Origin of the sequence: Pseudacidovorax sp. 1753, from assembly GCF_040544975.1 — a bacterium.
GTDB lineage: Bacteria > Pseudomonadota > Gammaproteobacteria > Burkholderiales > Burkholderiaceae_C > Xenophilus.
This window is the reverse complement of sequence record NZ_JBEPKY010000012.1, coordinates 182,019-205,067: the sequence shown is the minus strand read 5'-3', so window position 1 is coordinate 205,067 and position 23,049 is coordinate 182,019. Positions and strand designations below refer to the sequence as shown.

The 23,049-nt window shown below is 65.4% G+C and carries 23 protein-coding genes; 9 read left to right on the top strand and 14 right to left on the bottom strand.

What is annotated here, in order from left to right:
• Positions 1 to 467 precede the first annotated feature (467 nt).
• The 4 genes from ABIC63_RS16940 to ABIC63_RS16925 are packed head-to-tail and all read right to left on the bottom strand — an operon-like array spanning position 468 to position 5,196.
• A complete protein-coding gene (locus ABIC63_RS16940) occupies positions 468 to 1,955 on the bottom strand; it encodes an efflux transporter outer membrane subunit (RefSeq protein ID WP_354320617.1) in 1,488 nt (495 codons plus the stop codon).
• Complete coding sequence (locus tag ABIC63_RS16935; protein ID WP_354320616.1) at positions 1,952 to 2,938, bottom strand: HlyD family secretion protein; 987 nt, start codon at positions 2,936 to 2,938, stop codon at positions 1,952 to 1,954. The genes ABIC63_RS16940 and ABIC63_RS16935 overlap by 4 nt, the downstream gene beginning before the upstream one ends.
• 27 nt (positions 2,939 to 2,965) lie before the next feature.
• Positions 2,966 to 3,172, bottom strand: coding sequence for a DUF1656 domain-containing protein (locus tag ABIC63_RS16930; RefSeq protein WP_354320615.1), 207 nt, complete (start codon positions 3,170 to 3,172; stop codon positions 2,966 to 2,968).
• Entirely contained in the window at positions 3,169 to 5,196 is a 2,028-nt protein-coding gene (locus ABIC63_RS16925; protein WP_354320614.1) for an FUSC family protein, read from the bottom strand. The genes ABIC63_RS16930 and ABIC63_RS16925 overlap by 4 nt, the downstream gene beginning before the upstream one ends.
• Positions 5,197 to 5,341: 145 nt before the next feature.
• Here ABIC63_RS16925 and ABIC63_RS16920 point away from each other — a divergent pair, with 145 nt between their 5' ends.
• Positions 5,342 to 6,148: a helix-turn-helix domain-containing protein gene (locus ABIC63_RS16920; RefSeq protein ID WP_354320613.1), complete on the top strand. Its 807-nt coding sequence runs from the start codon at positions 5,342 to 5,344 to the stop codon at positions 6,146 to 6,148.
• A gap of 75 nt (positions 6,149 to 6,223) precedes the next feature.
• Here ABIC63_RS16920 and ABIC63_RS16915 read toward each other — a convergent pair whose 3' ends face one another.
• On the bottom strand, positions 6,224 to 7,003 hold the full coding sequence (locus ABIC63_RS16915; RefSeq protein ID WP_354320612.1) for an SDR family oxidoreductase: 780 nt from the start codon (positions 7,001 to 7,003) through the stop codon (positions 6,224 to 6,226).
• Positions 7,000 to 8,190, bottom strand: coding sequence for a PrpF domain-containing protein (locus tag ABIC63_RS16910; protein ID WP_354320611.1), 1,191 nt, complete (start codon positions 8,188 to 8,190; stop codon positions 7,000 to 7,002). The genes ABIC63_RS16915 and ABIC63_RS16910 overlap by 4 nt, the downstream gene beginning before the upstream one ends.
• A 186-nt stretch (positions 8,191 to 8,376) precedes the next feature.
• Here ABIC63_RS16910 and ABIC63_RS16905 point away from each other — a divergent pair, with 186 nt between their 5' ends.
• From ABIC63_RS16905 to ABIC63_RS16870, 8 genes are all read left to right on the top strand, one after another.
• Positions 8,377 to 8,733, top strand: coding sequence for a Zn-ribbon domain-containing OB-fold protein (locus ABIC63_RS16905; protein WP_354320610.1), 357 nt, complete (start codon positions 8,377 to 8,379; stop codon positions 8,731 to 8,733).
• A gap of 6 nt (positions 8,734 to 8,739) precedes the next feature.
• Positions 8,740 to 9,876 carry a thiolase family protein gene (locus ABIC63_RS16900; RefSeq protein ID WP_354320609.1) on the top strand — a complete coding sequence of 379 codons (1,137 nt, stop codon included), beginning with the start codon at positions 8,740 to 8,742 and terminating at the stop codon, positions 9,874 to 9,876.
• An 11-nt stretch (positions 9,877 to 9,887) separates the two neighbouring features.
• Positions 9,888 to 10,667, top strand: coding sequence for an SDR family NAD(P)-dependent oxidoreductase (locus tag ABIC63_RS16895; protein ID WP_354320608.1), 780 nt, complete (start codon positions 9,888 to 9,890; stop codon positions 10,665 to 10,667).
• 26 nt (positions 10,668 to 10,693) lie between these two features.
• Complete coding sequence (locus ABIC63_RS16890) at positions 10,694 to 11,662, top strand: Bug family tripartite tricarboxylate transporter substrate binding protein (RefSeq protein ID WP_354320607.1); 969 nt, start codon at positions 10,694 to 10,696, stop codon at positions 11,660 to 11,662.
• A 1-nt stretch (position 11,663) separates the two neighbouring features.
• Positions 11,664 to 12,854 carry a CaiB/BaiF CoA transferase family protein gene (locus ABIC63_RS16885; protein WP_354320606.1) on the top strand — a complete coding sequence of 397 codons (1,191 nt, stop codon included), beginning with the start codon at positions 11,664 to 11,666 and terminating at the stop codon, positions 12,852 to 12,854.
• A gap of 12 nt (positions 12,855 to 12,866) precedes the next feature.
• On the top strand, positions 12,867 to 13,643 hold the full coding sequence (locus ABIC63_RS16880; protein WP_354320605.1) for an enoyl-CoA hydratase/isomerase family protein: 777 nt from the start codon (positions 12,867 to 12,869) through the stop codon (positions 13,641 to 13,643).
• 107 nt (positions 13,644 to 13,750) lie between these two features.
• The gene (locus tag ABIC63_RS16875; RefSeq protein ID WP_354320604.1) at positions 13,751 to 14,734 is read left to right on the top strand and encodes a Bug family tripartite tricarboxylate transporter substrate binding protein; all 984 of its coding nucleotides are present in this window, start codon (positions 13,751 to 13,753) and stop codon (positions 14,732 to 14,734) included.
• Between the two features lie 104 nt (positions 14,735 to 14,838).
• Complete coding sequence (locus tag ABIC63_RS16870) at positions 14,839 to 15,777, top strand: IS481 family transposase (protein ID WP_354320603.1); 939 nt, start codon at positions 14,839 to 14,841, stop codon at positions 15,775 to 15,777.
• Here the strand turns inward: ABIC63_RS16870 and ABIC63_RS16865 are convergent.
• The 8 genes from ABIC63_RS16865 to ABIC63_RS16830 all read right to left on the bottom strand — a co-directional run bounded on the left by ABIC63_RS16865 (position 15,774) and on the right by ABIC63_RS16830 (position 23,048).
• Positions 15,774 to 16,646, bottom strand: coding sequence for a LysR substrate-binding domain-containing protein (locus tag ABIC63_RS16865; protein WP_354320602.1), 873 nt, complete (start codon positions 16,644 to 16,646; stop codon positions 15,774 to 15,776). The two genes, ABIC63_RS16870 and ABIC63_RS16865, sit on opposite strands and share 4 nt — an antisense overlap.
• A 94-nt stretch (positions 16,647 to 16,740) precedes the next feature.
• Entirely contained in the window at positions 16,741 to 17,463 is a 723-nt protein-coding gene (locus ABIC63_RS16860) for an ABC transporter ATP-binding protein (RefSeq protein ID WP_354320601.1), read from the bottom strand.
• Positions 17,444 to 18,211, bottom strand: a complete 768-nt coding sequence (locus ABIC63_RS16855) for an ABC transporter ATP-binding protein (RefSeq protein WP_354320600.1) — start codon at positions 18,209 to 18,211, stop codon at positions 17,444 to 17,446. The genes ABIC63_RS16860 and ABIC63_RS16855 overlap by 20 nt, the downstream gene beginning before the upstream one ends.
• On the bottom strand, positions 18,208 to 19,221 hold the full coding sequence (locus ABIC63_RS16850; protein WP_354320599.1) for a branched-chain amino acid ABC transporter permease: 1,014 nt from the start codon (positions 19,219 to 19,221) through the stop codon (positions 18,208 to 18,210). The genes ABIC63_RS16855 and ABIC63_RS16850 overlap by 4 nt, the downstream gene beginning before the upstream one ends.
• Entirely contained in the window at positions 19,218 to 20,087 is an 870-nt protein-coding gene (locus ABIC63_RS16845; protein WP_354320598.1) for a branched-chain amino acid ABC transporter permease, read from the bottom strand. Before ABIC63_RS16845 ends, ABIC63_RS16850 begins: the two co-directional genes overlap by 4 nt.
• Positions 20,088 to 20,102: 15 nt before the next feature.
• Entirely contained in the window at positions 20,103 to 21,281 is a 1,179-nt protein-coding gene (locus ABIC63_RS16840) for an ABC transporter substrate-binding protein (RefSeq protein WP_354320597.1), read from the bottom strand.
• An 88-nt stretch (positions 21,282 to 21,369) separates the two neighbouring features.
• Positions 21,370 to 22,008 carry an isochorismatase family protein gene (locus tag ABIC63_RS16835; protein ID WP_354320596.1) on the bottom strand — a complete coding sequence of 213 codons (639 nt, stop codon included), beginning with the start codon at positions 22,006 to 22,008 and terminating at the stop codon, positions 21,370 to 21,372.
• On the bottom strand, positions 22,005 to 23,048 hold the full coding sequence (locus ABIC63_RS16830; protein WP_354320595.1) for a 2,5-dihydroxypyridine 5,6-dioxygenase NicX family protein: 1,044 nt from the start codon (positions 23,046 to 23,048) through the stop codon (positions 22,005 to 22,007). The genes ABIC63_RS16835 and ABIC63_RS16830 overlap by 4 nt, the downstream gene beginning before the upstream one ends.
• Between the last annotated feature and the right edge of the window lies 1 nt (position 23,049).

The window sequence follows — 23,049 nt, the reverse complement described above, 5'->3', positions numbered from 1 at the left end:
CGATGCCATCCTGGGCGGGCTCGAACATGCGGCGAGAACACTCGGTGGAATGCCGCCGTAAGCAGGCGAGGAGAAGGGCGTTCCAGGGCAAGTTCGAGCGCGCTAAGATGCATACTGTTCGACGATAAGGCCGAAAGTGTCGACGCCGCGCAAATTGCTCCATCTCCCGCGCCAACAAAAGATGGGCTGTTTTGACGGTAAAAGTGACGATAAAAGCCGAGTCGATCAGAGCCAAACCCTTTAACGACGCGGGTTTCAGGGCCTGTTGATGATTGAGTGGGAGTGAAGCCGGGGTCCTCGGAGACTATGTCGGGAGCTGGCGTCCCAGATGTTGGCGAAAGATGCGTGCCTAGACTGAATGCTCGAGATCTCGGACTTTGATGTTGGGCTCGTCATGTGCGCTCGTCTCGATGCGATGCTGAGGAATTCCGGATGCTTCCCTGAAGCTCGTCGCGGGGGCTTGTTGTTCAGGTCTTGCCGGCCGTCGGTCGTGCTGGCCGAGTTTGAGGATCGCTGTCTGGCGCTTGTTCCCACCCGCCCCCCAATGCCATGAACACGGCGATCTGATACTGCGCAATCTGCGCATCCGAGACAGCCAGCGCAGCCTCTTGGGACGCCAGCGTGCGCTGCGCATCCAGGACATCGAGCTGGCCAATCTTCCCGCTGATCAGAAGCGCCCGAGACTGCTCTGCCACGATCAGGCTCTGGTCCCGTGCGGCGGCGAGCGCCGCATGGCGATCGAGCTCCCGCGCGTAAGCGTCCAGTGCGGTCTCGACTTCGCTTAGCGCATTCACAACGGTGCCGTCGAATCGTGCGAGCGCACCGCGCGACGTTGCTTCGGCTTGGCCGATCCGCGCGCGGGCCACACCCGTGTTTGGAACCGTCCAACTGATCAGCGGACCGACGCTGTAGCTGAAGGTCTCGTGGTTGGCGAAGCGTTCGAGAAAGCCTGATGATCCCGATGTCAGACCCAGTGTCACCTTGGGATAGAGATCGCCCGTCGCCACGCCGATTCGTGCCGTGGCCGATGCCAGGCTTCGCTCGGCTTGCCGCACATCGGGTCGACGCGCAAGCAGCGCGGTGCCATCACCGACCGGGAGCAAACCGGCCACACGCGGAGGCTGCTCGCACTGGCTGACGGCATGAGGAAAGTTGCGCGGCGGCGCACCCGTGAGCGCGGCAAGCTGATACAGCGCCTGCTGGCGTTGGGCCTCCAGCGGGGGAATCGCGGCGCGCAGGGTTTCGAGCTGCGCGCGCGTACGCGCGGCGTCCATGGTGCTGGCCTTGCCGGCGCGTTGCAAGCGCAGCGCGAGCGCGAGCGCCTTTTCCTGCAAGCGTATCGACGCATGCGCCACGCGCAACTGCAGACCGGCGGAGCACGCCGAAGCGTAGGCCTGCGCCGTGCCGCCCACGACGCTCACGCGCACCATGTCCACCGCTGCGCGCGCGGCGCCCGTGTCCGACTCGGCAGCTTCGATGGCGCGGCGCAGCTGACCAACCAGATCCAGTTGATAGGAGACGGCCAACCCCGCGCTGTAGTTGGCTCGGCTGGGCGGCGCATGATCCTGCTGCAGGACGGACAAGCCCGAAGCGTGACCAAAGCTCGGCCCGCCCTGGAGGGCGAGCGACGGGTTCCTGCTGCCGTACGCCTCGGCCTCGATCGTCCCGGCGCGCTCCAAGTTGGCCATGGCTTGGCGCAAATCGGTGTTGTGCGCCAACGCGCTGGCAATCAGGCCGTCGAGCTGCGGTTCGTCGAACAGGCGCCACCAATGCGCGGGCATGGTTTCATCTGATGTGACCGCGCCGCCCGAGAGGAACGGCCCTGCCGAAGCGGACTGTTCTGCGCTGAGCGCTGCTGGCGCTACGTAGTCGGGGCCGATGGGAACATGGGCACAGCCCGCCAGCATCCCGCATGCGACAGCGGCTGTTCGAGCGAGGACATGAAGCGGCTTCATGACCGCGGCTCCTGAACGCGAGTCGCTGCGGTTGTAGCCGCTACCCGGGCCTTCAGCACCTCGACGGAGACGGTCTGGCCGACGACCAGATGAACATGGGTCGGCAACGGGTCGAGCTTCACCCGCACAGGAACGCGCTGGGCGAGCCGCACCCAGTTGAAGGTCGGATTCACGCTGGACAGCAGGTTCGCGCCGGTGCTTCGATCGCGATCGCCGATACCAGCGGCAATGCTCTCAACCGAGCCTTCAAGGGGGGGCGCGTCCATGGGGGTCACTCGCACCCTGTCGCCCAGCCGGATGCGCGAGAGCTTGTTTTCCTCGAAGTAGCCCTCGACGTAGATCGAGTTGTCAGCCACTAGCGCCAAGGCGGGGTGGCCCGTCGTCGCATAGGTGCCCTGGCGCAGATCGAGGTTCGTCACACGGCCCGCCGCGGGTGCGCGCACTTCTGCGCGCTGTAAGTTCAGGCGTGCCACGTCGAGCGCCACCTGCGCCTGGCGTAGCGCCGTCTCGGCGCCCAGCAGCGCTCCCCGGGCCTGCTCGACGCGCAGGCGCGACTGCTCGCGCACCTCCTGCGCGACAAGCCCGTCCAATTCGTCATTGCGGCGGCGCTCGCGCTGCGCCTGGGCCAGCGCGAGCCGCTGATTGGCGATGACGATCCGTTGCGCGGCGAATGCAGCTTCCGCTTGCTGAAGCGCGAGCTTGAAGCGGGCTTCATCGATCGTGAAGAGCAACTCGCCCGCTGCGACCGGCTGGTTGTCGCGCACCGCCACGACGGCCACCATGCCGGAAACATCGGGCGCGACCTGAACGACGTCGGCCCGCACCCGGCCGTTGCGTGTCCAGGGTGCCAGCTCATAGTGGTCCCAGAGTTGGAGGGCTGCCCAGCAGGCCGCAACCGCGACTAACCCGGTCAGGAGCATGCGAAAGAGGGCTGGAGCCGGGCGCGACAGCCATTGGGGAAGACGGACGGATTTGGCGTTCATGGTCGATCAGCAGGACAACGCGTCAGTTCAGATGGAGATGGCGCCGGTCAGACGGACCAACGCATAGAGCGACAGGAGGTACAGGCCCAGGTCGAAGAGCGGTGGATGCCACACCCACCGGTAGACGCCCAGCAGCGATAGCAGGCGGCGAACCCACCAGGCGCATGCCATCGCGCTGCCTGCGAACAGGAGCAGGCCAGGAACATAGATTCCAGAAAAGCTTGTTTCGATCATGTTTGAAGGTCCGAAGGCGCAGAAGGAAAAAGATCCCGGCGCAACCCGACGAGGGCCGAAACAGCGGACTCGCCTGCGGTGCTCGCAAGGCAAAGGGCCAGTAGCCGGTCGATCTGCGGCAACAGCGCGTCGAGCCGTGGCGGCGATTCCAAGGCTTGGGCAAGGAAGGCGCGCTCGAGGCCGGCCAGCAATTCGCGCACAGGTGCTTCGGGCAGCAGATGACGGTTCTGCTGAAGGACGCCGATGCTTGCGCCTAAGCGAAGTTCGCGCATGGCGAGCTGCGCCGCCTCACCGCGGTGGTCTGCAGCGCTGCCGGCCGTGCGCGGGACCAGCAGCGCAATGCGGTCCAGCATGCGGCCGGCGAATGCGTCACGCACCCATGCGCGTCTTGGTCGTGCCGCCCCGGCCATCCCGGCAAGGTCGTGCCAGGTGGCCCGGTGGATGCGTCGCGCACTCCAGTCGCTGCTCACGCTGCGGACGATGGCGGTGAGGCGCGCGGCAATCAGGGCGCCGGCAAAGAGCGCCAGATTGCCCTCGAGAAAGCTGACCCAGTCGGCGCTGGCGATGTCGTGCAGGGCCAGCGTGCCGGCCACGCCGAAGAACATGCCCAGGGCCGTGAGGCTGTTTGCCGGACGAGCGAGGTAGCCGCCCACGACCAGGAACAGCGGCGCGATACACAGCACAAGCATGCCGAAGTCCTGCGCCAGCGGCATGACGCCGAGGATATAGAAGGCAGACACTGGCATCGACCAGAGCAGCGCGACCAGGAACTTGTGCATGCCCGGCAAGGGGTCGTCCAGGGTAGCGAAGAAGCTGCAGAAGACCGCCGCCGCCATGGCCATCGACGATCCCGCCCGCCAACCACTCAATATCCATGCAGCGCATGCAGTGCAGGTGGAAAGTACGACGGTGAACGCAGAACGCAGCGCCAGGCCCCTGTCCACGTGAAGCACGGAAGGCCGGGAAGGCGTTCCTCGCTCAGGAGGCGGTGCATGGCCGGCCAGGCTGGCGGCGATGTCGACGCGAAGCCCGTTGCACCGGCGCAATCCGGCCACCAGTTCATCGACATGGGCAGCCACACCGATGTGCAGCGCGCGCACCCAGGACGAGTTCCGCTGGTCCACGCTTTCCAGGCGCGCAGCCTCGAGCACGCCATTCAAGGCACGAGACGACGCGTCGGCCTCGAGGTGGGCGCCGGCGTTCGCCATGGCCCGCGCGACCGGCTCCGGCAAGCCGCCTGCTTCGTCGCGCAAGCCGGAGAGCCGATCTTCCAAGGCCGACAGCGAAGGCGTCATTGCCGCGAGGCTGTCGTGCATTTCACCTACGGCATGGCGAGTCCATCGCAGGGCGCCGGTATCGAAGGGGACGTGAGTGGCCAGCAGGCGCAGTTGGGTGATGTCGCTGGCGATGCGCCGCCTGTCCTGCGCCAGCCGCGCGCGAGCCTCATCGTCGGCACCCGGGCTCATGAGGTCGCGGGCCCATTGGCGTATGTCGCCCAGTGTGCGGTCGATCAATCCGAGGACCGATGGCGCAAGGCTGGTGGGTAACACGATGCTGTGCACGAGGCTCGCGCAGACGATGCCGAGCGCGATCTCCTCGGCTCGGGCGACGGCGGTGTCGAACATCGACGCGGGTGCATCCACCAGCGGGAAGCCGATGAGGGCCGCAGAGTAGCCACCGAGCATGAACGCATAGGAGCGCGCGCTTCGGTCCATCAACGACAGGTAGAGGCACGCGCCAACCCACAGCGCCATGGCAAGCGACAGAAGCACCGGCGAGCCCGACAGCGATGGGACCAGCACCACCGTGGCTGCGCACCCCAGCAAAGTGCCGCACAGGCGGTACAGCGACTTCGAGCGCACATGGCCCGCGAGGGGATGGGCCACGATGTACGCGGTCATGAGGGACCAGAAGGGCCGAGGCAGCCCGAAACGGCTGGACAGGTACAGCGCGAGCATGGCCGCCAGAAAGCTCTTGAGCGAAAAGAGCCACTCCTGCCTTGAGAAGCCGGGCCACGCGGTCATGTGGCGCCTCTGGAGAGCGGGTTCGACAGGGTCGATCCGGCGCTGTGGTTGTTGAGAATGGTTTGCATGTAGCGATGCTAGATATCGGCAAACCAGGCAGAAATCGTAAACTTGGCCAAATGATTTCTCTTTTCGGTCATGCCGAGTGACGCGCTCGTTTCGCTCCACCTCTCACGCCAACCTCGACCTGCACTACGAGCCGTCGGTGCCAGTCATGGCACATCGTGTGGATGTCGTGGAGCGTGAGCGCGAGGTCCCGGTTCACAGGCATCGCTCCGGCCAACTGGTGATGGCGCTGCGCGGGGCCGTTTCGTGCGACGTGCCCGGTGCGATGTGGATGGTTCCGCCCCAGGCGGGCGTGTGGATTCCGGGCGGAACGCCGCACAGCAACCACGGCACTGCCAATGCGGTGATCTACTACCTGTTCGTGGCGCGCGACGCCGCCCCCTTGCCTGCCAGCTGCTGCACCCTGCGCATCAGCCCGATGCTCAGCGAGATGATCCAGTACTTGGCAGCGCAGCCGCCTTCCTATGAGGCGGGCGGACCGACGGACCGGCTGGCGCGGGTGCTGCTCGACCAGCTCTGCGCCATGCCCGCAGAAGAGGTCTCACTGCCCATGCCTGGGGACACCCGCCTGCGACAGGTCTCGCGAGCCATGATGCGAGATCCATCCGACCGCCGTACTCAGGCGGATTGGGCTCGTCACCTCGGCATGAGCGAGCGGACATTGAATCGCCTCTGCACATCGCAGACCGGCTTGAGCTTCGGCCGCTGGCGGCGCCAACTGCACATGATGGTCGCGCTTCGTGAGCTGTCGGGCGGCGCGACCGTTCAGCAGGTCGCCTACGACCTCGGCTACGAGGCGCCGTCGGCCTTCATCACGATGTTCAAGAAGGCGTTTGGCAAGCCTCCGGCCACGTACATCAATGACCGGCTGGGGGCGGTAGGGTGACGCCTCCAGGGGCGCTGATCGACCGGCAGCACGCCGTGCCAGCGTGCACGCGGCCGAAGTTCCGGCTCAGGAGTTCTACCGATAGGGGCGCGCGTGGGTCACGCCGCCGTCCACAACCAGGGTGGCGCCTATCACGTAATCGCCGGCACGCGAGGCCAGGAAGATGGCTGCGCCTGCGATGTCGTCGGGCGTGCCGATGCGTCTTGCGGGAATGTGCTCCGACAGCGCCTCACCATGGTCGCGAGCGTTGCGGTTCATCTCGGACGGAAATGCGCCCGGCGCAATGGCGCTGACCGCAATGTTGTCCTGTGCCAGCCGCATCGCCATACGCCGCGTCAGGTGAATCAGCCCCGCCTTGCTGGCAACGTAGGAGTAGTTTTCCTGGGGATTGAGCCCGATGCCGTCGGTGGAAGCGATGTTGATGATCTTGCCCACGCGCGCCTGGGCTGCAGCGCGAAGCGGTTGGGCCAGAGCCTTGGTCAGGAAGAAGGGCGTCTTGAGGTTCAGGTCGACCACCTTGTCCCACCCGCCTTCGGGAAAGGCGTCGAAATCTTCTCCCCAGGCCGCGCCAGCGTTGTTGACCAGGATGTCGAGCATCGACTCGTGGCGCCCATAGGCGTCCGCCAAGGCTTGGCAGCCTGCGAGCGTGGACACGTCGTGCGGCAACGCAACGCAATGACCCGCGCGCGCGAGCTCCTGCGCCGCCAGACTGCAGGCCTCCGCCTTTCGCGCGGTGATGTAGACGCGAGCGCCCTGTGCAAGAAAGCCCTCGGCAATCATGCGACCGATGCCTCGCGAACCGCCGGTGATGAGTGCCGTGCGCCCCTGCAGCGAGAAAAGGCTTCTCCCACTCATGACGTCGACCCCACAGCCGTGCGCACGCCGCTGTCTTCTTGGCCGCCTGCCTCCAGGCGCGATCGCCGCACATAGGCCGTCCCATCGAACAGCCGCCGGGCCGTGCGCGTGAAGTGGACCTCCCGAACCCTCCATTCGTCACCACCCACATGCTCGACGTCCGCAAAGATCCTGAGCACGCCGCTCGGATGACCGATCCGGATGCGCGTCGGTCCGGCGTGCGTGCCTCGCGCTTCGGCGGGAATCGTCCCCGCGATCTGTGCAGCCACCGAAAGGCAGACCGAGCCGCCGCCGGGGAACGCCTTGTGCATCGCGCCACCGTTGAGCACCATGCGAGCAACGAAGTCGACCTCTGATGATTCCACGACGCGGTCGCCGGCAATGGTGCGGTAGTCCTGTGCTTCGCCGATCAGGATCTGGTATGGCGTCAAGAACCCTGACGACGGAAGGTTGCAGCGTTCCACGGCCCAGCGCCTGACTTCCTCGGCCATCTCATAGATGTCTGCGCTGAGCTGTCCCGGCAGCTCTGTGCCGGTGATGCCCAGATCCGCCGCTCGAATAAAAACGCAAGCCGTGCCGACATCGACAACCGACACCGGTATTTCGCGCCCGAGCTTCGATATGCGGACCCAATCGCGGGCCTGCCCCGTCGGCAAAAGCTTGCCGGTCGTGGAGCCGCTTGTGTCCGAATAGTCCAGCGCAACCTCCGCCCCGGTGCCGGGCACGCCGTCGACCTCACTGTCGCCTTCCACACGCGGCTCGCCGTCGACGCACTGCACGGCCATGCGCAGAATCTTTCCGGTGTTTGTGTTGTGCACCCGGACGGTGGTAATGGGCTCAAGCACGGGGATCAATTTTTCCTGCAACGCATAGACGCCCGTGGCCGATGAGATGTTGCCGCAGACGATCTCGAAGCTGAGGGTCGGCTGATCGATGCCCACCTGCACGAAGGTGTAGTCGATGTCCGCGTCGGGGCGTGACGGCGGTCCAATGATGGCGCATTTGCTGGTCAACATGTCGGCGCCGCCGAGCCCATCGATCTGTCGCACATCCGGACTTCCGAACAGAGCCAGCAGAAAGCGAAGACGCTCTTGCGGATCGCTCGGCACGTCATGCTGCGACAGAAAAACGGCCTTGCTGGTGCCACCGCGCATCAAGGTGACGGGAACGCGAACTTGTTCTTTCATCAACTCAGTATGCGGCTGCAACGGATGCCTGTCCTTTGAGTTCTGCTCGCCTTCATTGAGGTGGGCTAAACGCTTGGAATGCTTTAGCGGCACTAAAGAGTGGCCAGCAGAAGTGCAATGACCGCACGCATCTTGATCTCCATACTTTTCCTCCTGTGACGAACTCCACACGAACAGGAGAGACTTTTGAAGATCATCAAGCGAACGGAATCCCCGTTCCGTGAATCCCCCGGCGGCATGGTGCTTGTCGCCACGCGAGTGGCCGGGCAGCCAGCCCAGTTCCCGCCCATCGAATTCACCCACAACGATGAGGAGGTCGAAGTCATCGAGCTTGGGCCCGCCGGGTCTCTCTACAGCTTCACGATCGTGCACCCCGGCAAAGACAAGGCGCCTTACGGCCTGGCCATGGTCGATTTCGAACCTGGCGTGCGTGCGTTCGGTCGGCTGCTGTACGGCGCGCAGCCGCCAGCCATTGGTGCCCGCCTGAGGGTGGTGCCCTTCGCGTTGCCGGACGGCACGCCCGACTATGCATTCCAGGAGTGACGCGCCATGAAGCAACCACTGATCACCGGCGTCGGCATCACTGACTTCGGCCGCTTTCCCGAACTGACCGAAGAGGCCATGGCCCAGGCGGCCATCCTCGATGCGCTGGCCGATGCTGGTACACAGCTGTCCGAGGTGCAGGCGTTCTACTGCGGAAACGCGCTCGGCGCGATGCTTCCCGGGCAGCGCGCGCTGCGTGAACTGCACGCCAGCGGCGGCGCGGTCTACAACGTGGACAACGCCTGCTCCAGCGGGGCCACGGCGCTCAATCTTGCGCTGCAAGCACTCAAGGTCGGTCAGTACGACACCGTGGTGGTGTTCGGCATGGACCACCTGAGCGGCCTGGGCGGCGGCCCACTGCAACTCAGCCAGAAGGATTGGAACAACCGGCGGGGCATGATCATGCCCGCCTTGTATGCCATGCGTGCCAAACGCTACATGCACGACCATGGCCTCGAGTTGGAAACACTGGCGGACATCTCCGTGAAGAACCGCAAGCACGGCTCCTTGAACCCGATTGCCAAGTTTGCCAAGCTGGCAAGCCGCGAGGAGGTGATGGCGTCCCGCCCTGTAGCCGAGCCGCTCACGCTGTTGCAGTGCTGCCCCGCCGTCGTAGACGGCGCCGCAGCCCTCGTGCTCACCACCAAGCCGTCCAGGGGCGTCGCCAAGCCAGTGCGTGTGCTGGCGTCCGTGGTGCAGTCGGGACTGTTCGAGACCACGCCGGTCGACATGACCGAGGCCGAGATCACCGCCCGTGCCGCCAGGCTGGCCTATGAGCAGGCCGGCATCGGGCCGCGGGACCTCAGCCTGCTTGAAGTACACGACGCGTTCACCATTTCCGAGCTGCTGTACTACGAGGCCCTTGGCCTTTGCAATCGCGGCGAAGCGGCGAGCCTGCTGAAGAGCGGCGCGACCACTCTGGGCGGTCGGGTGCCGGTCAACCCCAGCGGCGGACTGATCGCGAAGGGACACCCGCCAGGTGCGACAGGCGTCGCACAGGTGGTGGAAGTCTGCGAACAACTGCAAGGCCGTGCCGGCGCCCGGCAGGTGCAGAACGCGCGCATTGGCCTCACGCAGGTCACCGGCGGCGGTATCTGGGGCGTCGACCACGCCGCCTGCTCGATCAACATTCTTTCGCTGTGATGGCCCTCCCCATGAACCCGACAGACATCATCACCCCCACCTCGCTGCACGGCCTCGTCGCCGTGGTGACCGGTGGCGCCAAGGGCATCGGCCTCGGCATTGCGCGCGAGCTGGCACAGGGCGGGTGCCGCCTGGCCCTGTGGGACTTCGACGATGCCGCGCTGGAGGAGGCGCAGCGGACGTTGTCGAGCGAAGGCGCGGACGTGAGCACATTCAAGGTCGACGTCAGTTCCGTGGACCAGGTGGAGGCGGCGGTGGCGCGGCTGCTGGCGTCGCACGAACGCATCGACATCCTCGTCAACAACGCTGGCATCGGCGGCGACAAGCTGGTCTCCAAGATGGACCTCGCGTTCTGGAGCCGCGTGATCGAGATCAACCTGAACTCCCAGTTCATCTGCGCGAAGGCGGTTCTGGCGCAGATGGCGCAGAACCGGTTCGGGCGCATCATCAACATCGGCTCTCGCGCATGGCTGGGCAACCGCGGCCAAGCGGCCTACTCGGCCTCCAAGGGCGCCGTGGTGAGCCTGACCCGCTCGCTCGCGCTCGAATATGCGCGCAAGGGCATCACCGTGAACGCGATCGCGCCTGGCATCGTGGAGACGCCGCTGTTCGCCACGCTCACCGAGGAAGTGCGGCAGAGCCTGCACAAGACCGTGCCGATGGAGCGCATCGGCCAGCCGCAGGACATCGCCCGCGCGGTGCGCTTCTTTGCGGAGCCCGGGTCGGGCTACGTCACGGGTCAACTGCTGTACGTCTGCGGCGGCCGTAGTTTGAGCAGTCCTTCCGTCTGAGGCCATACGACATCGGCAGGGCCGGAATGAATCGCAGAAAACTTATCCAGTCTCTCGCTGCGCTGGGGCCGGCATCGGCGGCCTCAGTGTTTGCGCAGGAGTATCCGGCCCGGCAACTCCGATTGCTCGTTCCCTATACCGCCGGTGGAGGCACCGATCTGGCGGCGCGCGTGGTGATGAAGAAGCTCAGCGAGCAGTTGGGTCAGCCGATCGTCGTTGAAAACAAGCCTGGGGGCGGGGCTGCACTGGCTTACATCGAGCTCCTGCGCAGCAGGGCTGACGGCTACGTGTTGACGACAGGCTCCGGCGTGACATCGCTGCTGAACCTTCTCAACCGCAAGTTGCCCTTCGACGCCGCGACAGAGCTGGTGCAGGTCGCACCGCTGGCGAGCGTGCCGATCGTTCTGGTCGCGAGCAACAAGGTGCCTGCAGGAAGCGTGGCCGAGCTCATTTCCTATGTGAAGCAGCACCCTGGCTTGAGCTTTGGAACGCCGGGTCCCGCAACGCCACATCATCTGGCAGGGGTGCTGTTCGCCTCGATGGCGGGTCTGCAGATGACGCACGTGGGCTATCGCGGCACTGCGCCTGCCGTCCAAGATGTCGTCGGTGGGCACCTTCCGTTGGCCATCGTCGGACTGTCGACGGCAATTCAGTTTGCCCGCAGTGGTCAGTTGAAGGTTCTCGGCGTGGGAAGCGCGCAGCGCTCCCAGCTGGCACCCGACATACCGACGCTGGCCGAAGGCGGGCTGACCGGGTATGACGCGAGCTACTGGTACGACATCTGTGTGGCCAGAGGTGTGCCACAGCCTGTTGTGGAACGCCTGCATGCCGAAATCACCAAGGCCGTCCAGGACCGCGAGGTACGGACGTCGCTCACTGCGGCGGGGCTGGAGCCGATGGCGGCGACGCCGGAGGACTATCGACGTATGTTGCGATCGGAGCGGGCCAAATGGGAGCCGATCATCCGCGCCAACAACATCCAGATGGGATCCTAGGATGCTGGCAAACGCTCTCGAGGGCCTGCGGGTCATCGACTTCACCCAGGTCATGGCCGGTCCGACCTGCACCTTGTGTCTGGCCGACCTTGGCGCCGATGTGGTGAAGGTCGAGGCGCCCACCGGCGATCTCTCCCGCGCCCTTTCGCCATGGATCAACGGTGAGGGTGTCCCGTTCCTGGCGCTGAATCGCAACAAACGCGGCATCGTGCTGGACCTGAAGCAGCCGTCGCACCAGAAGGCCGCGCAGGAATTGATCGCGCAGGCCGATGTCCTGGTCGAGAGTTTCCGGCCCGGCGTCATGGCGCGGTTCGGGTTGGACTACGCCACGGTGGCTGCGGACAACCCGCGACTGATCTACTGCTCGGTCTCGGCTTACGGTCAGCAGGGCGCCAGCAAGGACCTGCCCGGCGTGGATGGTGTGCTGCAGGCCGTGAGTGGTCTGATGAGCGTCACTGGAGCGCCGAATGGCGATCCGTGCAAGGTGCCGGTGCCGGTCGTCGACCTGGTCACCGGATCGCTTGCAGCCATATCGGTGCTGGCCGCCCTTCAAGACCGCCTGCGCACCGGCAAGGGTCAGCATGTCGAGGCCAGCATGTTCGCCAGCGCCATTGCGCTGCAGCACGTAAGTTTCGCGTCCTACTTCGCGGACGGCATCGTGCCCGGGCCGCAAGGCAACGCGGCGCCGTATTCGACGCCCAACGAGGCCCTGCGCTGCGCCGACGGGTGGATCATGGTGGCGGCCTATCACCCTGCGAGGTGGCAAGCCCTGTGCACTGCCATCGGTGCACCGGAAATCGCCTGCGATCCGCGCTTCGCCGATAACAGGAGCCGCTTGCAGCACCGCCAGGCGCTGTTGGACTTGCTGCAGGTGCACATGCTCCCGCATCGACGCGCCTTCTGGCTGGAGAAGTTCGCCGCGGTGGACATCATCTGCGGCCCCATCAACGACTATGCCGAGGTGTCGCAGTCCCACGCCTTTGTCGAGGCAGAACTTGCAGAGAACGTCCAGCATCCCGTCGCCGGCTCATTGACGTTGCCGCGCAGCGTGCTCGGCGCGGTGGGCGAGCGGCCGGCTGCGCGCCGCGCCGCACCCACGCTGGGCGAGCACACGCGCGAGGTGCTCGCCGAGCTGGGCATGTCGGCCATCGCCATCGATCCGGCGGCCCCCGCCAGCGCTTCACTCACCTGAACAACGAAACCCATGCCCATCATCTACACAGTCCAGGATGGCGTCGCCATCGTCACCCTGAACCGGCCTGAGGCCATGAACTCCATCGACCCGGAATCCAACGAGCAACTGCTCGGCATCTGGGATGAGGTTTCCAACAACGAGGACATCCGCGTGCTCGTGCTCACAGGTGCGGGTGAGCGTGCCTTCTGCACGGGTGCGGACCTCAAGAAGACGATGCCTTCGGCCGATGGCGTCGCCCGTCAAGTCTTTCGAAGCGGTAACCGGCACTTCAACTTCGGTACGCTGCACACCGACAAGCCCGTCGTCGCCGCAATCAACGGCTATGCACTGGGTGGCGGACTCGAGCTGGCCCTGCTGGCGGATATCCGCATCTGCTCGGACAACGCCCAGTTCGGTCTTCCGGAGGTGCGAGTTGGCAGCATCCCGGGAGCGGGCGGCACCCAGCGTCTGATCCGCGCGGTGGGGCAGTCCGATGCCATGTGGATGCTGCTGACGGGTGAACGCATCGACGCCGCCGAAGCGCTGCGGATCGGTCTGGTCAGCAGGGTCGTGCCGCTTTCAGCGCTGCAGGAGACGGCTGTCCGTATCGCGCGCATCATGGCGGCCAATGCCCCGCTCGCGATGACGGCCGCCAAGCGGCTCGCGATGACCGGAAGGGAGCTGCCACTGGCTGGTGGGCTTGTGCTGGAGCGCCAGGCCTTTGGATTGCTCCGGGACAGCGAGGACCGGCTGGAAGGACGCCGCGCTTTCGCCGAGAAGCGCGCTCCGGTGTTCCGGGGCCGCTGAGTTCGTCGACCGCGGTACGACCGCGGTAGACGGCGACCTTGCCGCTTGTTCGCGCGTCCCGGATCTGCCTGGCAGGCGTCCGATCCACCCTCGTCCTGAAGCATCCCGTGAAGACACCATCGGCATTCTTGCGCTGCAGCCTCGCACTCGCCATCGCGACCTTCTTCGGCGCACCGCCGGCCGGCGCCCAGCAAGCCGGCCGACTCCCAGCCAGGATTCTGGTCGGCTTCTCCCCTGGCGGTACCCTCGACGTGGTGACGCGTGCGCTTGCAGATCAGCTGCAGGATGGGCTCCGCCGCACGGTGGTGGTGGAGAACAAGCCAGGTGCCGGCGGGAAGATCGCGATCGACGCGATGCGCGCGGCCCCTGCAGATGGGAGCGTGGCCATGCTTTGTCCCGACTTCCTTGTCTCGATCTACCCCTTCGTCTTCAACAAGCTCAACTACGACCCCCAGCGCGACATCCTTCCGGCGTCGACGGTGGTCGAGTTCGCACTGGCGCTGGCCGTGCCCGCATCCTCGCCAATCAAGACCTTCGGCGAATACGCGCAATGGACACGCACGCATCCCGAGAGTGCCAACTTCGGTCACGCGGCGTCGGGCGGTCCTACGCATTTCCTGGGGCTGCAGATTGGCAAGATCATCGGTACGCCGCTGCAGGACGTCCCCTTCCAAGGCGCAGCCCCGATGATCGTGAATCTGGCCGGGGGCAATATCGCAGCCGGCACGTCCACGGTCGGCGACTTCGCGCAGCACCACGAGGCCGGCAAACTGCGCGTGCTTGCGGTCACCTCGGCCCAGCGCTCCGCGCTGTTGCCGGACGTGCCGACTTTCTCCGAACTCGGCCGCAAGGAGCTCACCACTGGCGGCGTGCTGGCCATCTGCCTTCCGCCTGGCACGCCAGCTCCTGTCGTCGCCGAATGGAGTGACGCCGTGCGAAGGGCGGCAGCGACCGATCGGTTCGCGAAGAAGATTCGCACGCTCGGCTTCGTGAACAGAGGGAGCTCGCCCACCGATGCACGTGCAAGGTTCGGCGAGATGCGGGCATTCTGGGAGCCTGTCGTCAGGGCCTCGGGCTTCAAGGCTGACTAGCAGGCGGCGGGCGCGCCTAGCTGTCATGTCTCAATAGGTTGTTCACCCGGAAGGGTCTGGGAGACTGGAGTTACCACGCTTCAGTCACCAGAGGGACCTTCCGAGTGAACAGCCATAAGAATGCCAGATTGACCTTCGAAGGGCGCAAATTGCTTGTCCAACGCATCGCTGTCCAGGGGCTGATGCCCGCAGCCGAGGCTGCGGGCATCAGCCCGCGCACCGCACGCAAGTGGCTCCAGCGCTTCGAGCAGCATGGCGAGCGCGGCCTGCTGGACCGCAGCTCACGCCCGGCTCGCACGCGCTCCTGCCTGGACGCGCAGCTTTGCGAGCGCATCGAACAGCTTCGCCGCTGTCGCATGCCCATGCGGCAGATCGCTCGCATCGTCGGGCGCAGCGTGCCCACCGTGTGCCGGCTGCTCGCCCGCCTGGGACTGTCCAGCCTGAAGGCGCTCGATCCTGTCAGCGTGCCGCTGCGCTACGAGCGCGATGCACCCGGTGAGCTTCTGCACATCGACACCAAGAAGCTCGGGCGCATCGTGCGACCCAGCCACCGCGTCACGGGCAACCGGCGTGACTCGGTGGACGGCGCGGGCTGGGAGTTCGCCCATGTGGCCATCGACGACCATTCCCGCCTGGGCTTCGTGCAGATGCATGCCGACGAGCGCAAGGACTCGGCGGTGAGCTTCCTGCTGGCGGCAGTGGCGCATTACGAGCAGTTGGGTGTGAAGATCAAGCGGCTGATCACCGACAACGGCTCGGCGTATCGCTCGCGGCTGTTCGCCAAGACCTGTCAGGCGCTCGGCATCAAGCACACCTTCACCCGGCCTTACCGCCCCCAGACCAACGGCAAGGCCGAGCGTTTCATTCAGACCTGTCTGCGCGAATGGGCCTATGGACGCACCTGGGCCAACAGTGCCGAGCGCACCGCTTGGTTGCCCGCTTTCCTGCGCTACTACAACTGCGAGCGCCCGCACTGCGCTCTGGGGCACAAGCCCCCAGCCTCCCGCCTTTGTGAGAACAACCTATTGCAACTCGACACCTAGCGGACGGTTCGAATCCAGGCCCTGAAGAGTTGCACCGGCGCCGTGGAGGCCTTGACCGGATCACAGACGAGGTAATAGCCAAGCTCCGTCCGCGCCATATGGTCGACCGCAACGACCAGCCGACCCGTGCGCAGGTCGTCCGCGACATAGGCGCGCTGGGCCATGGCGACACCCAGCCCGTCCGCGGCAGCCTGATAGCACAGGGCGGCGTTCGCCAGGGTGATGCCGCGCGCGGGAACAGGCTCGGCAAGGCCCGCAGAATCGAACCAGATCGGCCACGCCTGTGGCCGCATCATGGAGTGCAGGAGGTTGGCTTTGAGCAGGTCGCTGGGTGTCTGCAACTGTACGGTCTGGTCCGGCGCACAAACTGGGACGAACTCGTCATCGAAGAGATGGTCCAGCTCAACGTCGGCCCATTCGCCCATGCCGTGGCGGATGGCGCAGTCTGCGCCTTCGAGCCGCACATCGTCGGCGATGGCAATCGTCGGTATCTCCAGCGCGATGTCAGGGTGCTCCGCATAGAAGCCATGCAGGCGAGGCACAAGCCAGCGAATGGCCAGGCTGGGCGTCACCTTGAGCCGCAGCTTTTTCTGCCTCTGGTCGTCGGCCAGGTCGCTGAGTGCATCCTGGAGGCGGTCGAACGCATCGCAGACGCGGTGGGCAAGCCTCTCTCCCACCGCCGTGAACTCGATCGCGCGGCCGGACTTCTGGAACAGCTGCACGCCCAGCCCCGCCTCGAGCTGCTTGATCTGCTGACTCACCGCTCCGGGGGTGACGTGAAGCAGCTGAGCCGCCCGCGACACGCCCTTGGCGCGGTACACCGCATCAAAGGCACGCAGCGGACTCAGAAAAGCGCGAAGGTTCTGCATGGCGGGCCGCAGCTCCACAGATCCGGTGCCGCTGCTGAGGAGGCCGAGAGCCTCGATGGCAGGCGCAGCCGCTCTCCCCACATATGGATTGACATCAACATTTTTGAATGCCGATGGTTCGGTTCAGCAGTTCCTCATTCTTGCGCAGCGCCACCGCAGAGCCGGAATAGGCGGCAACGCCGCGTTCCAGCACGATGACGTTCGTGGAGAAGTCGAGGACGACGTCGACGTGCTGCTCCACGAGAACGCAGCCGACTCCCAGCTGGTCGCTCATGCGGACGATCGCATCCATCAGTTCCTCGCGCACCATCGGGGCCAGGCCCTCGAGCGGCTCGTCGAGCAGCAGGATGCGCGGCTGCCCGACGAGCGCCCGCGCCACAGAGAGCATCTGCTGCTCGCCGCCCGACAGTTGGGTGCCTCCGTTGCGCCTGCGCTCCTTCAACCGTGGGAACAAGGCATAGACCTCTTGAAGGGCCGGTCCTGCCGAGCGCCCCTGGAGGCCCGACAGCAGGTTTTCCTCCACCGTGAGCGAAGGGAAGATGTCGCGGCTCTGCGGCACGTAGCCGAGGCCGGCCCGAGCCCGAGCGAAAGTGCTGGCGCCGCTGATGTCCTTGCCGGCGAAATGAACGCGCCCTTTCATCAGATCGGCCAGGCCCATTGCGGTCGCGAGCGTGGTCGTCTTGCCCGCGCCGTTGCGCCCGATCAGCCCCAGGCGCTCGCCTTCGCGCACGCTGAAGCTCAGATGCTCGACCACGGGCACACCGGCGTAGCCAGTGGTCACGTCGTCGAACCGAAGTTCAATGGGGGTGCTGGGCATGGTGGCCGTCTCGTCCGAAGTAGATTTGCTTGACTTGTTCATTGGCCGCGACCTCCTGCGGCGACCCCTCCACCAACACGGCGCCGGCCACCAGGACGATGATGTGGGTCGCAAAGCGGAACACGAGGTCCATGTCGTGCTCGATGAGCAAAACCGACAGGTCTTTCGGAAGGCGCTCGATGGCGCTCATGATGCGGCCGCCTTCTCCCTGCGGCACCCCGGCGCCTGGCTCGTCCAGCAGCAGCACCTCGGGTTTCATGGCGAGTGCAAGCGCAATCTCCGCAAGCCGCTGTTCGCCGAGTGCGAGCCGCCCGACGACCCGGTCCGCATAGGGGTGCAGGCCCAGCATGCCCAGTGTCTCGTGAACCTCGTCGTGAACGCGGGCGGAACGACGCGGCGAAGGCCACCACTGCATGGAGGCGCGCAGCCGCTGCAGCACGGCGACCTTGACGTTGTCCGCCACCGTCAGCTCCTTGAACAGGCGACTGATCTGGAACGTGCGAACGATGCCGCTGCGCACGCGTGCGTACTGCGGCAGCTGCACGATCGAGCGGCCGTCGAGTTGGATGTCGCCGGACCGTGGGCGTATCGCGCCGCTGAGCAGATTGACCAGCGTGGTCTTGCCGGCGCCGTTCGGGCCGATCAAGGCGGTGCGCGCACCCTGCGGCAGAGAGAGTGTGACGTTCTGCGTGACAGCCAGGCCTCCGAAGGAGTGGCTGAGGTTCTGGGTTTGCAGCCGGGGCGTCATCGGGTACCTCCGGCGCGGCGCAGACGCTTGGCCATTGCCGCGGCCCGGTCCAGAAGTCCGACCAGACCTTCAGGCAGGACGACGAGGACGAAGATCAACATCGAGCCGATCACGAAGAGCCAGTGGTAAGGATTCAAGGTCGATGCGATGTGGTGGATGGTCATGTAGGCAACAGTGCCAAGTACCGCACCCGCGAGGCGGCGTGTGCCGCCCAGGACGATCATGACGACGACGCCCGCCGACGTCGTGAAATCCAGCATGAAGAGATTGGCCACTTTGCTGGTCTGCGCCGTCAGTGCGCCTGCGAGGCCTGCCACGACGCCACCGACGGTATAGACGGCCAGGAGGTGCAGGTAGACGCGGCCTCCCAGCGCCTGAACTCGGCCCGGGTCCTGCCGTATCGCCCTGGCCGTCAGGCCGAAGGGCGACTCCACGAGGTTGCGCACGAGGAAGTACACCAGCACCAGGGTACCGAGCGCGTAGAAGTAGCCGGTGTGGCCCATGAAGTTGAACTCCCAGATGCCGAACAGCGGAGCGACTTCGAAGCCGGCCAGTCCATCGTCGCCGCCGGTGAGCCATCTGGCCCAGTTGGCAAGCTCGAGCAGCAGTTGCGCCACAGCGATGGTGAGCATGACCAGCGTGAGCTTCGTCGAACGCAGCATGACGGCGCCGCTGAGCAGGGCGATCAAGCCGCCGCCCAGTGCACCGAGCAGCAGCCCGACGATCGGATCGGATGTCAGGTAGAGCGCTGTCCAGCCCGCGACATAGGCTCCTGTGCCATACAGCGCGGCCTGCCCCAGGGTCGCGATGCCTGCCTGCCCCAGCACGAGGCTCAGCGAAAGCGCGAAGATCGACATCGTTGCCATGTTGGTCAGCAATCCGAGATCCGTTGGGAACAGCACGAAGGCCAGCAGTCCCGCGAGCGTCAGGACGATTTCGGCACGCAGGTGCGTCCACGGGCGAATGCGAGGTGGCGCAGCCAGCGTCATGGGCGGGATCACCGTGCTCATGCCTGCCTCCCGAACAGCCCCTGAGGCCGGAACAGCAAGACGATGATCATCGTCAGGAAGAACGCAGCCGATGCGAGCTGCGGAACCATGTACTTCATCGAGGTCTCCACGATGCCAAGCAGCAATGCTGCGAAGAACGAACCAAACAGATTGCCGTTGCCTCCCACGGCAACGACGGCCAGGAGGATCACCAGGTACTTGGAGGCGTAGGTCGGCTCCATGGGCAGCATCTCGGCGCCGGCAATGCCTCCCAGCGCCGCGAGCGCGGCACCGATGGCGAAGGTGCCTGCGTAGATCTTTGTCGTGTCGATACCGATGGCGCGTGCGATGGGGGCGTTGTCCACTGCGGCGCGCACCCGGATGCCGAAGGACGAACGGTCCACGGTCAGCCAAAGGGCAATGACCACCGCCAGCCCGCAGGCGACGACGATGAGCCGGTGCCGGGGGATGGCGCGAAAGCCAAGGTCGACGGAGCCGGCGAATGCCTCCGGAAGCGCGACGGAAGTCACTGATGATCCGAACATCAGGTTGACCGCCGCGGTTGCGACGAACATCAGGCCGATCGTCACCAGCATCTGGTCGAGATCGTCCCTCCCGTAGAAGCGGCGCAGCAGCGTACGCTCGAAGACGACGGCGAGGACGGCCACCAGGGCGATCGCCAGGACGAAGCCCAGTCCGATGGGAACGCCCAGGCGCTGAGGAATGCTCGCCGCAAGAAATCCGCCGAGCATCGCAAATGCGCCATGGGCCAGGTTCACCACACGCATCAGGCCCATCGTCATCGACAGGCCCACTGTGATCATGAACAGGATCATGGCGTACGTGACGCCATCGATCAGGATGCTGCTGAAAAGAGCAAGCGACATGCTTCGGTCCCTGCGCTACTTTGCTGCGCCCTGGATGCGCCCATAGTCGGGCTGCATCTCGAAGGTCCGGAACTCACGGTTGACGAAGCGCCCCGAGGAGTCCTTCTCGACCACCCGCATGTAGACGTTCTGCACGAACTCGCGGGATATCGGATCGATCTTCACGGGGCCGCGCGGGCTTTCCCAGGAGAAGCCCTTGGCGGCGGCGAGGGCCTTGGGCCCATTGCGCTTGCCGTCCGTCGCCTTGACCATGTGGTAGATCACATGCAGGCCGTCGAATGCATTCGCGAGCTGGACGGTCGGGATGGCCTTGGGGGCCACCTCGGCCAGAGCCTTGACGACGGCATTGTTCAGTGGCGAGTTGTGCGTTGCCGAATAGAACATGCCGGTCTCGATACCCAACAGCTCAGGTCCGATCGCGCGCAACTGGTCTTCGTCCGTCTCAGCCGTGCCCAAAAGGCGGACACCCGCGGCCCGCAGTCCCGCCTCGTTGTAGGCCTTGATCATGGCGTAGGTCGCCGGCCCGCCGGGGCCGAAGACGTAGAGCGCATCGGGCTTGAGCGCCTTCACGCGTTGCATCAGAGGGCCGAAATCCGTTGTCTTCAGCGGCGCACGGATGGCCTCGAGCAGCTTGCCGCCGCCGGCGATGAATTCCGTGTTGAACGCCTTCTCGGCGTCGAGGCCGGGCCCGAAGTCGCTCACGAGAGAAACCACGGTCTTGATGTTCTTCTCGATTGCGTACTTGGCCACGGGCACCGCCATCTGCGGCAGCGTGTACGAGGTTCGCAGCAGATACTCGGACCTCTCGAGAAGCGAAGAGGTCGAGGCGTTGAAGATCACCACCGGCACCTTGGCCTCCTGCCCGAGCGCGGCGACCGCCAGGGTGTCGGGCGTGAAATACAGGCCGGCGATGTACTGGGCGCCATCCTTGATGATGAGCTCCTGCGCCAATGCCTTGGCCTGTGCCGGATTGATCTCCGGTAGGTCGCGGTAGACGAGCTCGATCGTGTGCCCGCCCGCCGTGGTGCCGTTGAGCTTCTGGTAGGCCTTGGTTGCGCCTTCCCAGGTCTGCCCGACGGCCGAGAACGGTCCGGACATGGGCGCGATCACGCCCACCTTGATGACGTCCGCGCGACTTTGGAAGGCGAGCGTCGCGAGCGATACCGCAATCGCGGCAATGAGTTTGGGGGTCATCTTCTTCTCCAGGGAGTGGGGGTCTCTGCGGGCATGTGCCCGGGATTCGACGAGAGGTGGTGTGGGGAGGGTGGGGGAACAGTGGGCGTCAGGCAGCGGTGCCGTGCGCCGCCTCGGTGGCTTTCAGGGCGGCATCGCGTGGCATCAAGGTCGCGTACTTCTGCTCCATGTCGAAAAGATTGGCCTCGTGCGCCTGCAGCGACCGGTCGCCCACGCAATCCGTCACGACCAGAGGGCGAAAGCCGTGACACATGGCATCCACCACGCTGGCACGGACGCACCCGCTGGTGGTGCATCCAGCGATCAGCAGGGTCTGCACGCCGCGCTGAGACAGCCAGGACGCCAGAGAGGTACCGAAGAAGGCCGACGGGTGGATCTTGCGCAGCACGAGCTCGCCACTGAGCGGCTGCAGTTGCGGCACGATCTGGCTCTGCGGCGCGTCCTCGCGCAGGGCCAGAATGGGCGGAACCTTGAGCGCGAAGATGTTGGCGTCGGCGCCGTCGTCCTGGTACACGACGCGCGTGTGGACGACGGGCCATCCACGCTCGCGCGCCGCATCCAGCAGGCCGCGTGTGCATTCGACGGCCGCCGTGATGTTGCCGCCGCCGAACGTGAGCGGATCCGCGAATCCGTTGATGAAGTCGATGATCAGCAGGGCGTACGGCGCCTTCGGCGCGACGGCATGGCCGAAGCCCTGCCTTTGGTAGACGTCCGGCTCGGCGCTCATTGGAAGGCCTCGTCAATGACCTTGCCGTCGCGAACCACGACGATGTCGTCGAGCGTCACCGTGCAGTTGCGCAAGGGAATGTCGAGATGGCAGGGCGTGGTGCGAGGTCCCCCGGCCTCGTTGTTGGGACCCAGCGAGAACAGGAAGTTGCCCTCGAACGCACGCGCGTCCTGCCCCGAGGTGGCTTCGCGGTCCACCAGTGACAGCGTGTGCCAGTAGCAGCGCGGCTGCATCCCCCAGCCTATGTGCGCGATGGCATAGGCCTCGGGGTCCTTGTAGGCTTCCATGAACTCGCGAAGCAGGGCGGCATCGATGTCACCTTCGATGCTGCGCACGAAGCCTTCGTGCAGGTGCATGGTGATCTTGTCTGAGACGTAGTTCTTCTGCGGCAGCAGGATGTCGCCGCGGTCGATCACGATGGTGCCGTCGCTGCCGCCTTCATTGGCGAAGGTGAAGAGGAAGCCGCTGGGCCAATGGTCCCACCGCCCCGGCTCCTCGCAGAAGCCGTACTCGGAGATGGTCGGAAACTCACCAAGCTTGAAGGTCACGTCCGTGCCGGCCGGCGAGGTCACATGCATTCGCGTAGCTGACTTGAGCAGCCTCGATGCGGCGAGTACGCGTTCGCGATCGGCCTCGGTGGGCACTGCCCGGACCAGCACCTCCGGTGGCTCGACAGCCAGGAGGATCTTCGTCCCCGATTCGAGAATCTCCATCTGTTCGGGCGAGAACAGCAGGAGCATCAGGTCCAGGACGATGTCGCTGTTCTTCATCGCCGCGAGCGCGACCGGGTTGTTGGTGAGGGGCGTCTCCCCGAGATAGTTCATCAGGTCGCGGCTGGTGGCCTTCTCCGCGTTGATGGGCTGCAACTCGATCCGGGTGACGACCGCGCCCGCCGCCTGCGCCGCGATCGTCGCGGTTTGCAGCGTCTGCGGATGGGTGTGGGGACCGCAGAGGATCGTGACCTTCTGGCCGCGCTCCACCTTGCTGAGCTTGAGAACCGCGTCCCAGGCCTTGACCATTTGGTAATCGCTGACTGGCATT